Below are 13,568 nucleotides of genomic sequence, written 5' to 3'. Positions count from 1 at the left end.
GAAGTGCCTCCTGACCTAGAAGAACGTACGGATGTAGTCGACGACCGTGCCGTCCGCCTCCGCCACCGGGATCAGCGGCCACTTGTCGAAGGAGGTGCACGGGTGGGACAGCCCCAGGCCGATCCAGTCGCCGACCTCCAGATCCGCCCCGGGTGCGGTGCTCAGCCAGGCGTGCTGGTCGGACAGGCCGGTGACCCGGACACCCGTCGCCGGGCGCTCGACACCGTCCCGGCGCACCACCTGGGCGAAGGGCAGGTCGAGGTCGTACGCCGCGTCCCGCTTGCCCGCGTTGGCGAAGGCCTGGTCGGGAGAGGGCCGGGAGACGACCTGCGCCCACAGGCGGAAGGCGGGCTCCAGGGCGCCTTCCTCCGGGACGCGGTTGAACGGCGTGATCTCCCGGTAGTGGCCGTCGTCGTGCGAGACGTACGCCCCCGAGCGCAGCAACTTCAGGACGGGGAGGGAGAGTTCGGGGATCTCCGCGAACACGTCGGCCACCGCGTCGAACCAGGCGCTGCCGCCCGCGCTCACCACGATCTCCTCGGCCCCCAAGCTCTCGGCTTCGCTCGAGCAGGGGGGACCCCCATGCGCGAACCGCCCGGCCTTGTCGAAGTCGACGGCGAGCGCGACGAGCCGGCGCAGCCACGCGCGCACCCGCTCCGGATCCGCCCGCGGAACCTCGCCCTCGTATCCGGCGACCCCGACGAGCCGCAGCGTGTCCGTGGCCGCCACCGCGTCGGCGACCGCCGCGCACTCGGCCTCCGTACGCACACCGGTCCGCGCGCCCTCCCCGGCGCCCAGCTCCACGACCACGTCGACCGGCCGCTCGGCCCCCTTCAACGCCGCGTCCATCAGCTCCACTCCGCGCACGGAGTCGACGTAACAGACGAAGCGGAAGGCGGGGTCGGCGGCCAGTTCGGCGGCGAGCCGGCGCAGGGCGGCCGGGTCCACCAGCTCGTTGGCCAGGAAGATCCGCTCGACCCCGAACGCCCGCGCCACGCGCACCTGGTGCGGCACGGCGAGCGTGATGCCCCACGCGCCGTGCTCGATCTGGCGCTGGAAGAGCTGGGGCGCCATGGAGGTCTTGCCGTGCGGGGCGAAGGCGAGGCCGTGGCGGGCCGCGTACGTCTCCATCAGCCGCAGGTTGTGCTCCAGCCTCTCGGCGGAGAGGGCGAGCACGGGGGTGGCGAAACCGTCGGTGAAGAGGTTGCGGCGCTGGGCGGCCAGCTCGCCCACGGTCAGGCCGTCCGCGTCCGGCGGGAGGCCCTTGAAGCGGTGGTCGACGCGTTCCTCGGCCAGTCGGGCCAGCGCCTCGGTGCTCATGGAACCTCCCTGATCAGGTGTGTTGCATTACTTGCAACGCTCATTGCACATGCCGCTCACCGCTGTCTAACATCCCGGGCAGGCGAGGTCAACGAAGAGCCCCGCGACCCGAGCGACCCAGGAGCTACGAGCATCGTGACCGCCGGCGGACCCCGCAATGGCACCGACGTGGTGGACGTCGTGGCGCTCGGCGAGTCCATGGTCACGTTCCTGCCCTCCCGCCCCGGCCGCCTCGCCGACGTGCCGTCCTTCGAGCGGAGCATCGGCGGGGCCGAGTCCAATGTCGCCTGCACGCTGGCCGCCGCCGGTCATTCCGCGCGCTGGGTGAGCCGGGTCGGCGCGGACGGTTTCGGCGATCACCTGGTGGAGGCGATCGGGTCGTACGGCGTCGACGTGACGGCCGTACGGCGCGACCCCGACCGCCCGACCGGCGTCTACTTCCGCACGGCCGGCGACCGGGCCACCGACGCGCACGAGGTGGCGTACTACCGCGCCGGCTCGGCGGCCTCCGCGATGGCCGTCGGCAACGTCGACGAGACCGCGCTGCACTCCGGACGCGTCCTGCACCTGACCGGCATCACGGCCGCCCTCTCGCCGACGTGCCTGGACCTCGTACGACACCTCCTCGCGCCCCGCCCCGGTCGCCCGCCGGTCTCCTTCGACGTCAACCACCGGCCCGGGCTGTGGCGCGACAAGGGCGGCGCACGGGTGCTGCTGGAGTTGGCGCGAGGGGCGGACATCGTGTTCGTCGGGGACGACGAGGCGCGCGCGGCCTGGGGGCTGCACGGCGGCCGTGCCATCCGGGACGCGCTGCCCGAGCCGGAGATCGTGGTCGTCAAGCAGGGGCCGGGCGGAGCGACCGTGTTCGACAGGAACACCGACGGCCTGGAGGACGGCGACGGCAGCGCGACGTTCGTCCGGGCACCCGAGGTCGACGTCGTCGCCCACGTCGGCGCCGGCGACGCCTTCGCCGCCGGGTTCCTCTCCGCCACCCTGCGCGGACTGCCCGTCCGCGACCGCCTCCGCCACGGCCACCTGCTGGCCGCCGCCGCCCTCACCGTCCCCGGCGACCTCGCCGCACCGCCCACCCGTCGCCCGACCACCGCCCCTCACGGAGCGTCCCCCAGGACTGAACGCCCGGGGGCGCCCCCATCGCCGCGCCCTTCCTGGTTCGACCACGCCGACCGCCTTGTCGCCCTGGACGAGGGGGCGTGGGGGAGACTTCGACTCGGCCCCGGCTGGACGACGCGTACCGCGGCCGGGGACGAGGAGGAGGCACGTACGCCATGAGCCAGACCGTCGACCGCGCGCTGGGCATCCTGCCGCTGCTCGCCGAGGGCCCCGCCGACCTCGGGCAGGTCGCCGACCGCCTCGGCGTGCACAAGTCCACCGCCCTGCGGCTGCTGCGCACCCTCCACGAGCACGGCCTGGTCTACCGCCAGTCCGACCAGCGCTACCGCCTCGGCGCCCGGCTCTTCGCCCTCGCCCAGGAGGCGATGGAGAACCTCGACGTCCGCGAGATCGCCCACCCCCACCTCGTACGCCTCAACGAGACGTGCGGGCACACCGTGCACCTCGCCGTGTACGAGGACGGCGAGGTGCTCTACATCGACAAGGTGGACAGCCGCTACCCGGTGCGCATGTACTCCCGCATCGGCAGGCCCGTCGCCATCACCGTCGCCGCCGTGGCCAAGCTGCTGCTCGCCGATCTGCCCGAGGCCGAGCGGCGCGCGGTCGCGGAGAGGCTCGACTACCCGATGTACACGGCCCGTTCGACGCCGAACGCCGCCGCCTTCCTCAAGGAGCTGGCGACGGTGCGCGAACAGGGCTGGGCCACCGACCTCGGCGGCCACGAGGAGTCCATCAACTGCGTCGCCGCGCCCATCCGGGGCGCCGACGGCCGGGTGGCCGCCGCGATGTCGGTCTCCGCGCCGAACGTCGTCGTCACCGCCGACGAACTCCTCGCCCTGCTCCCGCTGGTGCGCCGTACGGCGGACGTGATCAGCGGCGAGTACTCCGGAAGAACGCCAGTGAAGGGCACTGCCGAATGACCGAGAAGATCGCACTCACCCCCAAGACCCACACCACCCCGCCCGCGAAGTTCTCCCACGGCGTGCGGAAGGGCAACATCCTCCAGGTCGCCGGCCAGGTCGGCTTCCTGCCCGCCGAGGAGGGCAAGCCGCCCACGCCCGCCGGCCCCACCCTGCGCGAGCAGACCCTCCAGACCCTGGCCAACGTCGAGGCGATCCTTCAGGAGGGCGGCGCGACCTGGGACGACGTGATGATGCTCCGCGTCTACCTCACGGACGTGGACCACTTCGCCGAGATGAACGACATCTACAACGCCTACTTCGGGGAGCAGGGCCTCACCCAGCCCCCCGCCGCCCGCACCACGGTCTACGTCGGCCTGCCCCCGGGCCTCCTCGTCGAGGTCGACGCACTCGCCGTGCTCGGCTGAGGGCATCTTCGTATAACGAAGTCGGGGCTGGCTGTGCCCGGCACAGGATCGTCGACCATACTGCCCGCTGTGGAGCAGCGCATAGGTTCGAGCAGCCAGCCCCTGAAGGCCGAGCCCGTGAAGGGCGCCGGATTCGACCCGGCCTACATCCCCGGCCTCACCGCGCCCGCGGAACCGGCGGACGCCCGGCCGCGGAGGGCCGAGGAGCCGCCCGCGGTGGAGGACGCGGTTTCCGAGGACGAGGCCCCCAAGGACGCGGTCCCGCCGGACGTGGAGCCCGCCGAGGAGCCCGAGCCGGAGGAGGAACAACCCACGGACGGTCCCGTCTTCGAGGCCTCCGACCGCCGGGCTCGTATCGTCGCCGACCACAAGGGCATACGCCTGTCCCTCGACGACCAGCAGTGCGAGTTCCGCTGGGACGAGATCGGCGCCGTCGAGACGGCGACCCCCCGCTTCGGCAAGCGGTTCACCGTCACCGTCCACACCCCCGACCGCCGCTGGTACCCGATCGAGATCGACGCCCCGGCCAGGGCGCGTTTCGCCGAGTGGGAGAAGCAGTTGGACGCGGTCCTGGACGCGTACTTCGAGGAGGGCGCGACCGAAGAGGACGGCGCGACCGAAGAGGAAGCGCCGGCCACCGAGGAGTGAGCGGACGCCGGAACGGGTGCCGCGCGACGGCGCGGCACCCGTCCCTCACACCGGGGTCCGTACTACGGCAGTGCGTGCACGTGCGGACCCACCGTGTTCGACCAGGCGTTGCCGGCCGAGGCGTCCCAGTTGGTGGACCAGGTCATCGCGCCGCGCAGGTCCGGGTAGGCCTTGGACGGCCTGAAGGAGCCGCAGTTGGTGAGCTTCGCCAGACAGTCCAGGGCGTTGTTCACGACCGTGGGTGAGACGTAGCCGCTGCCCGCGCCGCTCGGGGAGGCGGGGACGCCCAGGCCGACCTGGGAGGGGGCGAGGCCGCCTTCGAGCTGGATGCAGGCCAGGGCGGTGAGGAAGTCGACCGAGCCCTGGCTGTAGACCTTGCCGTCGCAGCCCAGCATCGAACCGCTGTTGTAGTACTGGGTGTTGACGACGGTGAGGATGTCCTTGATGTTCAGCGCGGTCCGGAAGTAGCCGGCCGACGTGGACTGCATGTCGATCGTCTGCGGGGCCATCGTGATGACCAGCGACGGGCCCGCCTTGGCGGACAGGGCGCGCAGGGCCTGCGTCATGTAGGTGGCGTTCAGGCCGTTCTCCAGGTCGATGTCGACGCCGTCGAAGCCGTACGTCTGCATCAGGGAGTACACGGAGTCGGCGAAGTTCGTCGCGGAGGTGGAGTCGTTGACCGAGACGGTGCCCTTCTCGCCGCCCACCGAGACGACGACCTTCTTGCCGGCGGCCTGCTTGGCCCTGATGTCCGCCTTGAACTGGTCGACGGTGTAGCCCTTCAGCCCGGCCGAGTCGAGGTTGAAGGTCACCGCGCCCGGCGTGCCCGTCGCGTCGGCGAAGGAGACCGCGATGATGTCGTACTGGGACGGGACGTCCGAGATCTTCTGGACGGCCGCGCCGTTGTTGAAGTTCTGCCAGTAGCCGGTCACGGCGTGCTTCGGCAGGCCCGTGCCGCCGCCTCCGCCACCCCCGCCGCCGGCCGTCGTCGTGCCGGTCACGGCCGCCGACTTCACCGACTCGCCCGCCGCGTTGACCGCGGTGACCTGGAAGGAGTACGAGGTGGAGGCCGCGAGCCCGGTCACGGTCGCCGACGTGCCGGTCACCGCCGTGACCTTCGTGCCGCTCCGGTAGACGTTGTAGCCGGTCGCGCCCGAGACCGTGTTCCAGGACAGGGAGACGGACGACGACGTGGTGCCGGTCACCTTGAGGCCGCCCGGTGCCGCCGGAACCGTCGGGGCCGGGTCACCGCCGCCGCCCCCGTCGGGGCCGAAGACCGAGACGTCGTCGGCGTAGTACGCCGCCTGCCCGTACCAGCCGTGCAGATACACCGTCACCGACGTCGTCGAGGAGCCGGTGGTGAAGGTGGTCGACAGCTGCTTCCAGCCCGCCGAGTCCGGCGTCCACGTCGACACGTCCGTCGTTCCCGTGCCGGTCGCGCCCAGGTAGGTGTAGCCGCCCTGCACCCAGGCGCTCAGCGTGTACGTCGAGTTGGGCTTGACCGTCACCGTCTGGGTGCACTTGGCGTTGTCCTGCCCGGCCGGCGTGGCCTTCAGCGCGGCGGCGCCGCCGTGCACGGGGGAGGAGACGGTCGTACCGCTGCCGGCCGAGCACGTCCAGTTGCTCAGGCCCGACTCGAAGCCGGCGTTCCTGGCGTTGTTGACGTCCGCCGCCGAGGCCTGGCCGGTGGCGGCGAAGGAGAGGGCGAGGGCGGCGGTGACGGCTCCCGACCACAGGCGCAGCCGCCGTCCGTTGGGTCTGGGCATGCCTGGTACGCGGTCCACTGGGGCCTCCGGTGGGGGAGAGGGGAGGGAGGGGAGGACTGGGAAACGGTGGCCACCGCCTGGTCGTACAAGTTGGTCCAGACCATTTCCCTTGTCAAGAGGTCCAGACCAAAACGGCGCACCGGGGCCCACCGGGTCGGTCTCAGGCGGGGGTCGGAGTCAACCGCCTGTGCACGAACCATGCTTCTGGGTCGCGACAGGATGCTCAACCTGACCCGTTTTCGTGCGACTTGTGCAACAAGAGTTGCCATTCGGCTGCGGAATCGCTGTTCTCCGCCGGTAGAGGCGTGGATACAGTGCTGAGGTAGTCACGCAGTGAAGTCAACGCAGTGGAGTCAACTCGGTGCGCCGGAGGACCGCCGGCGGGCCGACAGGCGTCGAACGGGGAGCAGCGCGTGTCAACTGCCATTGCTGTGACCAGTGCCGACATGGCGCTGCCCGCGCAGGACGAACGGACCGTGCCCGCCGTCGTCCTGCCGGACCTGGACCGCCGGCCGCTCGAGGAGACGCTGGACGGGATGCAGGCGCTGATCGACCATCACGGGCATGTCGTCGTCGTGTGCTCGCGCGCCGCCCCCAGCGGGGTCGCGCGCCGCCTGCACACGATCCGCTCCCTGCTGGAGAGCGACCGCATCGCCCTGTTCCGGCCCGACCTGCCTCCGCTCGGACTCGCCGTCCTCGCCCGCCAGTTGCGCCAGCTCGCCTCCTGCGACCTCGGTCCCGGTGTGCTCGCCTCGGCCGCCCGGCTGCTCACCCACTACATCCACTCCGGCGCCGTCCTGGGCTCCGTCGCCCGCCTCGACCACGTCCCCGTCGGCCTCAAGGCGCACGCCAAGTCCTGGGTTCCGGGCAGCCAGTTCGGCGTCATCGCCCACCCCGAGCCGCAGCTCGTGAGGCTCGACCCCGGAGCCGCCCTGGCCGGACCGGACTTCGGCACCTGGATGCTGCTGGCCAGGGGCCGGCTCCAGTCCGACTGGGTCGGCACCACCCTCGCCCCCGCCTGGCACGTGCAGGGACTGCACGAGGCCCGACTCCCGGCCGAGTCCGCCACCTGGTGGGGGACCGGAAAGCTGATCGAGTTCTGCACCTACCTGCCCGACCTGCCGGTGCTCTACCAGCTCGTCACCTCGGTGCGCCGCGCTGTGTGCCACTGGTGCGGCATCGACGTCATCGGGGACCGCTGCGTCTTCTGCTCCGCCACCCCGCCCGTCCACGAGAGCCCGGCGCACACCGGGTTCGGATGAGTCCTGAACCTCCGCCCATCGATCCCGCTCGACTCCGCCGACCGATACCCCCATGAGGTTGCACGGTTCATGAACTCCCGTCAGCGCCGCGGCGTGATACTCCTGATTCTGTCCGTCCTCTGCGCCCTCGGCGCGTTCGCGGGCGTGCTCTCCGTCGTCAGCGACGTGAAGTCCAAGGTCGGCCCCGAGGTCACCGCCTACCGGCTCAGGACCGATGTGCCGCCGTACACCGCGCTGAACACGGACCAGTTCGAGAAGATCAAGATGCCCGAGCGGTGGCTGTCGCCGAACGCCGTGACCGACCTCGCCCGGATCCGGGACAAGATCGCGGTGACCACCCTGCGCCGGGGCTCCCTGCTGCAGAGCGACATGATCGTGAACCAGCCCGCCCTGCAGCCGGGGCAGCAGGAGGTCGCCATCATGATCGATGCGGCGACCGGCGTGGCCGGCAAGATCACGCCGGGCTCCACGGTCAACGTGTACGCCACCTTCGCCGGTCGGCGGGAAGGCGACCCCGCCCAGTCCAAGATCATTGTAACCGGCGCCAGGGTGCTGGACGTCGGCCGGATCACCGCCCTCGACCCGGGCACCGACAACAGGACCCAGCAGCCCACCCAGGCCGTCCCCATCACCTTCGCGCTGTCCACCATCGACGCCCAGCGCATCACCTACGCCGAGTCGTTCGCCCAGCGGGTCCGGCTCGCGCTGGTCGCACCCGGCGGCGACACCGGCGTCCCGGACAAGGACCGGACCTACGAACTCGCGAACGACAAGTGAGAGGCCCGTACGCATGCCCACCAGGATCCTTCCGGCAGTCGGCGACGCGGACGCGGTCCGGTCCATCATCACCCTGCTCAGCCAGCTCCCCGACGCCGAGCCGGTGCCCCCGGTCGCCGACTCCACCCAGCTCGTCGACACCCTCGCGCGCCTGGCCGCCGAGTCCGTCGACGACCTGCCCGAGATCGTGGTGGTGCACGAGCGGATCGGCCCCGTCCCGGCGCTGGAGCTGATCCGCGAAGTGGCCCTGCGCTTCCCGGCGGTCGGCGTCATCCTCATCACCTCCGACGCGAGCCCCGGCCTGTTCTCCGCCGCGATGGACTCCGGCGCGCGCGGCCTGGTGGCGCTCCCGCCGAGCTACGAGGAACTGGCCAGTCGTGTGCAGGCGGTGGCCCAGTGGTCGGTGGGCGTACGGCGTCATCTCGGCCACGGCGGTGACGTGTTCACCGGGGCCGGCGGACGCGTGGTGACGGTGAGCGGGGCCAAGGGCGGAGTGGGCGCCACCCTCGCCGCGATACAACTCGCCCTCGCCGCCCAGGCGTCCGGTCACAGCACGGCCCTGGTCGACATGGACCTCCAGACCGGTGACATCGCCTCCTACCTGGACGTCCAGTTCCGCCGCTCGGTCGTCGACCTCGCCGCCATCACCGACATCTCCCCGCGCGTCCTGGCCGACGCCGTCTTCCTCCACGACACCGGACTCGCGCTGCTGCTCGCCCCCGGCGAGGGCGAACGCGGCGAGGAGGTCACCGACCGCGCCGCCCGCCAGATCGTCAGCGCCCTGCGCTCCCGCTACGAGGTCGTCGTCCTGGACTGCGGCGCCCAGATGAGCGGGGCGAGCGCGGCGGCCGTGGAGATGGCCGACACCGCCCTGCTGCTGACGACCCCGGACGTGGTCGCGGTGCGCGCCGCCAAGCGGACCGTACGGATGTGGGACCGGCTGCAGATCCGCAAGGCCGAGGAGACGACGGTCGTGGTCAACCGCCACAGCCGGGGCACCGAGATCCAGCCGCCGCTCATCCGGAAGATCACCGGCACACCGGTGGCGGGCACGGCCGTTCCCGCGGCCTTCAAGGAACTCCAGGGCGCGGTGGACGCCGGCCGCATCCACGAACTGGACAGCAGGAGCACGGTCAAACAGGCCCTGTGGGGCCTCGCGGGCGAACTCGGCATCGTCAAGGCGCCCGCGGGCGCCCACAAGGGCGGCCGGCTGCGCGGCGACCGCGGGTCGGTGAGCTTCCGGCGGCGCAGGGAGGCAGGGCGATGAGGACACGGGCAGCGGGCGCGGGGGAGTCGTGGTTACGGCGGCGGCTGCGCTCCGACAGCGGTCAGGTCGCCGTCGAGTTCCTCGGCATGACACCGACGATCGTCATCACGCTGGTGCTGCTGTGGCAGTGCGTGTTGCTGGGATACACGTACACGCTCGCGGGGAACGCCGCCGACGAGGCGGTACGGGCGGGGACGGCGGCGCGTCCCGGCAACAGGGATGCCGCCTGCCGGCAGGCCGGGCTCGACAAGCTGTCGGACGCGTGGCGCAGTGGGGCGGAGGTGGGCTGCGCGACGGACGGCGGCTTCGTGAAGGCCGACGTCGGTCTCAAGGTGCCCGTCCTCTTCCCGGGGGTGATCGACTTCCCCGTCACGGTCAAGGGTCGCGCCGGAGCCGTAGAGGAGGCGACGAACTGACATGCCGTACGACCGCAGCACACGACACCGCGACCGCGAGCGCGGACAGGTCGCCATCGAGTACCTGGGGTTCATCCCGGTCCTGATGCTGGTCGCCATGGCGGTCATCCAGATCGGGCTCGTCGCCCACGCCGCCCAGCAGGCCGGCACGGCGGCCCGGGCGGGAGCGCGCGCCGCCTCGCTGGGCATGAGCGCCCAGCAGGGCTGCCGGGAGGCGGTGTCCGCCTCGCTGAGCGGCCGTACGAGCTGTACCGAGGCCCGGGGCGGCGACACGGTCACCGTGACCGCCACCGTCCGCATCCCCTCGGTCATCCCCCTCTGGGACCCGATCGGCGACGCCCACAAGACCGCCACCATGCCGCTCGACCACTGAACGGGGAACGCACTCATGAGCCTCCGCGCACGCATCAACTCCCCCGAGGAGCAAGGCAGCCGGGGCGAGGACGGCCATCTGGTCGCCTCCTACCGGGCGAAGCTGCTGGAGGAGATCGACCTCGCGGAGATGAGCTCGCTGGCCGCCGCCGAGCGCCGGGCCCGCCTCGAGCGGGTGCTCGGGCACATCATCAGCCGCGAGGGCCCGGTCCTGTCGACCGTGGAGCGCTCGCAGCTGATCCGCCGCGTGGTCGACGAGGCCCTGGGCCTGGGCATCCTCGAACCACTCCTCGAGGACGCCTCCATCACGGAGATCATGGTGAACGGTCCGGACGCGATCTTCGTGGAGCGCGGCGGCCGGGTCGAACAGCTCCCCCTCCGCTTCGCCTCCACCGACCAGCTGATGCAGACCATCGAACGGATCGTCTCCACGGTCAACCGCCGTGTGGACGAGTCGAACCCGATGGTCGACGCCCGCCTGCCGTCCGGCGAACGCGTCAACGTGATCATCCCGCCGCTCTCCCTCACCGGCCCCACCCTCACCATCCGCCGCTTCCCGCGCTCCTTCACCCTCCAGGAGCTGATCGGCTTCGGCTCGCTGGACGAGCACATGCTGTTCCTGCTGGCCGGCCTGGTGCAGGCGAAGTTCAACATCATCGTCTCCGGAGCCACCGGCACCGGAAAGACCACCCTGCTCAACGCCCTCTCCGGCCTGATCCCCGAGGGCGAACGCATCATCACCATCGAGGACTCCGCCGAACTCCAGCTCCAGCAGACGCACGTGATCCGGCTGGAGTCCCGGCCGCCCAACGTGGAGGGCCGGGGCCACATCACCATCCGCGACCTGGTGCGCAACTCGCTGCGCATGCGCCCCGACCGCATCGTCGTCGGCGAGGTCCGCGGCGGCGAGTCCCTGGACATGCTCCAGGCGATGTCCACCGGCCACGACGGCTCTCTGGCCACCGTGCACGCCAACAGCGCCGAGGACGCGCTGATGCGCCTGCAGACCCTGGCCTCCATGTCCGACGTGGAGGTCCCCTTCGTCGCCCTGCACGACCAGATCAACAGCGCCGTCGACGTGATCATCCAGCTCACCCGCTTCGCCGACGGCGCCCGCCGCGTCACCGAGATCGCCCTGCTCGAGAGCCACGGTGGCGAGCCGTACCGGCTGGCCACCGTGGCCCGCTTCGCCGCCCGCCCCATGGCGGCCGACGGCCGGATCCACGGCGCCTTCGAGTACCACCCGCTGCCGCGCCGCACCGCCGACCGCCTCTACATGGCGAACCAGCCGATCCCCCCGGCCTTCGGCGTCGCCCAGTCCGCAGACCAGCTGGCCACCCGAGAAGCCAGGTAGACAGGTAGGAACCGCCCCCATGGATCTGAGCACCCTCGTCACCTTCACCACCGGCGCCACCCTGCTGACCTGCGTCCTGGCCGTCGCGGGCCTGCACGCCTACGCCATGGGCAGGGCCCAGCGGGCCGCCCTCGTCGACCGCCTCTCGCAGACCGGTCGGATCCCGGTGGGCCGCAGGCGCCGCTTCCACACCCTCGACCGCCGCCTGCGCCGTACGGGACTGGGCCGCAAGCTGGAGCTGAGGCTGGCCGCGACCGGGCTGGACGTCACCCCGGGCGAGTTCTCCGTCTGCATGCTCGCCACGGTGGCCGCCCTCTGGCTGCTCGGCCAGGCCGCCCTGGCCCCCTTCTTCGGCCCGCTCGCCGGACTGCTCGGCGTCTGGGCGGCGGTGCAGTTCCTCAACTGGCAGCGGCAGAAACGCATCGAGAAGTTCATCAACCAACTTCCCGAACTGGCCCGCATCCTGGCCAACGCCACCCACGCGGGCCTCGCCCTGCGCACCGCGATCGGCATGGCGGCCGAGGAGCTGGAGGCCCCGGCCGGCGAGGAACTGGACAAGGTGGCCCACCAGCTGGCCCTGGGCGCGTCCATGGACGACGCGCTGGGCGAGCTGGCGGAGCGCCTGCCCTCGCGTGAACTGGTGGTCCTGGTCACCACCCTGGTCCTGTCCAACCGGGCGGGCGGCCAGGTGGTCAGCGCCCTGCGGAACCTCACGGAAACCCTGGAGGAACGCAAGGAGACCCGCCGTGAGATCCGCACCCAGCTCTCCCAGGTCACCATGACCTCGTACGCCGTGCCCGTGCTGGGCATCGGCGCGCTGTTCCTGATGAACGGCGTCAAGGCGGGCGCCCTGGAACGGATGACGGGCTCCCCGCTCGGCCAGGCCGCGGTGATCACCGCCTTCGCGCTGTACGCGGTCGGCTTCGTCCTCATCCGCCGGCTGTCCCGCATCGACGTCTAGGTTCCGGGTTCACGGAAGGAACGGAAGGAGGGGCAGAGGGAATGGCACTGCTGCTCGCACTGCTGACGGGCCTGAGCGTCTGGGGCGTCTTCGCCGGCATCCGCATGTACCGGGCGGACGCGCGACTCCCCAGTGACCTGCGGCTGGCCCTGGAGGTGGGCTCGACACGCACCGGCGCCGTGGACTCGCTGATCGACCGCCTCGGCATGCGCTACGCCCCCGCCGTCCTGCGCCTGATGGGCCCCAAACTGGTGGCCAAGTACCGCCGCAGGATCGACCTGGCGGGCAACCCCGGCGGCCTCACCATCGACCGCTACGCGGCCCGGCGCGCGGTCTACGGCTTCCTGGGCGGCGTGGGCTGCCTGGTGTTCCTGCTGCGCGGCCAGTACGTCGTGGCCCTGCTGCTGCTCGCCTTCGGCGCGTTCTGGACCGAGGTCGGCATCTGGTCGGCGATCCGCATCCGCAAGGACGAGATCGAGCGGACGCTGCCGGACTTCCTCGACGTGCTCGCGGTCGTGGTGGGCGCGGGCCTGGGCTTCCGCCAGGCACTGGACCGGGTGGCGTCGAGGTACGAGGGCCCGTGGGCGGACGAGCTGCGCATCACACTCCGCCAGATGGACCTCGGCATGAGCCGCCGCCAGGCCTTCGCGGAGCTGCGGCGCAGGAACGACTCCGAGCAGGTCGCCATGTTCGTGACCGCCCTGCAGCAGGGCGAGGAACTGGGCGCCCCGATCGTCGACACCCTCGTGTCCCTGGCCAAGGACATGCGCCGCACCGACGCGCAGAACGCCCGCCGCAAGGCCGCGCGCGCGGTGCCCAAGGCCACCATGATGATCACCACGTTCATGGTCCCGGCCACGATGATCCTCCTCACGGCGGGCCTGCTCCTCGGGTCCGGCGTGGACTTCGGCTCGATCACGGGCGAGTAGGGGGCGACGCGGACATGACGTACACGATCCTCCCGGCC

The 13,568-nt window shown here is 71.6% G+C and carries 14 protein-coding genes; 12 read left to right on the top strand and 2 right to left on the bottom strand.

Annotated elements, in window-relative coordinates:
• Positions 1–15: 15 nt before the first annotated feature.
• Positions 16–1,320: an amino acid deaminase gene (locus ACX25U_RS13125; RefSeq protein ID WP_454391760.1), complete on the bottom strand. Its 1,305-nt coding sequence runs from the start codon at positions 1,318–1,320 to the stop codon at positions 16–18.
• 135 nt (positions 1,321–1,455) lie between these two features.
• On the opposite strand from ACX25U_RS13125, the gene ACX25U_RS13120 reads away from it, so the two are divergent.
• From ACX25U_RS13120 to ACX25U_RS13105, 4 genes are all read left to right on the top strand, one after another.
• Entirely contained in the window at positions 1,456–2,610 is a 1,155-nt protein-coding gene (locus tag ACX25U_RS13120; protein WP_454391758.1) for a sugar kinase, read from the top strand.
• The gene (locus ACX25U_RS13115; RefSeq protein WP_454391756.1) at positions 2,607–3,371 is read left to right on the top strand and encodes an IclR family transcriptional regulator; all 765 of its coding nucleotides are present in this window, start codon (positions 2,607–2,609) and stop codon (positions 3,369–3,371) included. The genes ACX25U_RS13120 and ACX25U_RS13115 overlap by 4 nt, the downstream gene beginning before the upstream one ends.
• Positions 3,368–3,778: a RidA family protein gene (locus ACX25U_RS13110; protein ID WP_454391754.1), complete on the top strand. Its 411-nt coding sequence runs from the start codon at positions 3,368–3,370 to the stop codon at positions 3,776–3,778. The genes ACX25U_RS13115 and ACX25U_RS13110 overlap by 4 nt, the downstream gene beginning before the upstream one ends.
• A gap of 69 nt (positions 3,779–3,847) precedes the next feature.
• Complete coding sequence (locus ACX25U_RS13105; RefSeq protein ID WP_454391752.1) at positions 3,848–4,426, top strand: hypothetical protein; 579 nt, start codon at positions 3,848–3,850, stop codon at positions 4,424–4,426.
• A 62-nt stretch (positions 4,427–4,488) separates the two neighbouring features.
• Here ACX25U_RS13105 and ACX25U_RS13100 read toward each other — a convergent pair whose 3' ends face one another.
• The gene (locus tag ACX25U_RS13100; protein WP_454391750.1) at positions 4,489–6,192 is read right to left on the bottom strand and encodes a chitinase; all 1,704 of its coding nucleotides are present in this window, start codon (positions 6,190–6,192) and stop codon (positions 4,489–4,491) included.
• A gap of 431 nt (positions 6,193–6,623) precedes the next feature.
• Between ACX25U_RS13100 and ACX25U_RS13095 the strand changes: the two genes are divergently transcribed.
• From ACX25U_RS13095 to ACX25U_RS13060, 8 genes are all read left to right on the top strand, one after another.
• Positions 6,624–7,454, top strand: a complete 831-nt coding sequence (locus tag ACX25U_RS13095; RefSeq protein WP_454391748.1) for a hypothetical protein — start codon at positions 6,624–6,626, stop codon at positions 7,452–7,454.
• 69 nt (positions 7,455–7,523) lie between these two features.
• Positions 7,524–8,231, top strand: coding sequence for a Flp pilus assembly protein CpaB (gene cpaB, locus ACX25U_RS13090; protein ID WP_454391746.1), 708 nt, complete (start codon positions 7,524–7,526; stop codon positions 8,229–8,231).
• A 13-nt stretch (positions 8,232–8,244) separates the two neighbouring features.
• A complete protein-coding gene (locus ACX25U_RS13085; protein ID WP_454391745.1) occupies positions 8,245–9,498 on the top strand; it encodes an AAA family ATPase in 1,254 nt (417 codons plus the stop codon).
• On the top strand, positions 9,495–9,914 hold the full coding sequence (locus ACX25U_RS13080; protein ID WP_454391743.1) for a TadE/TadG family type IV pilus assembly protein: 420 nt from the start codon (positions 9,495–9,497) through the stop codon (positions 9,912–9,914). Before ACX25U_RS13085 ends, ACX25U_RS13080 begins: the two co-directional genes overlap by 4 nt.
• A 1-nt stretch (position 9,915) precedes the next feature.
• Entirely contained in the window at positions 9,916–10,287 is a 372-nt protein-coding gene (locus ACX25U_RS13075; RefSeq protein ID WP_454391741.1) for a TadE family protein, read from the top strand.
• Between the two features lie 15 nt (positions 10,288–10,302).
• Positions 10,303–11,640, top strand: coding sequence for a CpaF family protein (locus ACX25U_RS13070; RefSeq protein ID WP_454391739.1), 1,338 nt, complete (start codon positions 10,303–10,305; stop codon positions 11,638–11,640).
• Positions 11,641–11,659: 19 nt separating this feature from the next.
• The gene (locus tag ACX25U_RS13065; protein WP_454391737.1) at positions 11,660–12,601 is read left to right on the top strand and encodes a type II secretion system F family protein; all 942 of its coding nucleotides are present in this window, start codon (positions 11,660–11,662) and stop codon (positions 12,599–12,601) included.
• 41 nt (positions 12,602–12,642) lie between these two features.
• Complete coding sequence (locus ACX25U_RS13060; protein ID WP_454391736.1) at positions 12,643–13,530, top strand: DUF5936 domain-containing protein; 888 nt, start codon at positions 12,643–12,645, stop codon at positions 13,528–13,530.
• Positions 13,531–13,568: the final 38 nt, after the last annotated feature.

It is taken from the genome of Streptomyces sp. JNUCC 63 (genome assembly GCF_054366325.1).
Note: the sequence above shows the minus strand (reverse complement) of the source record. Positions and strands in the feature narration are given on the sequence as shown.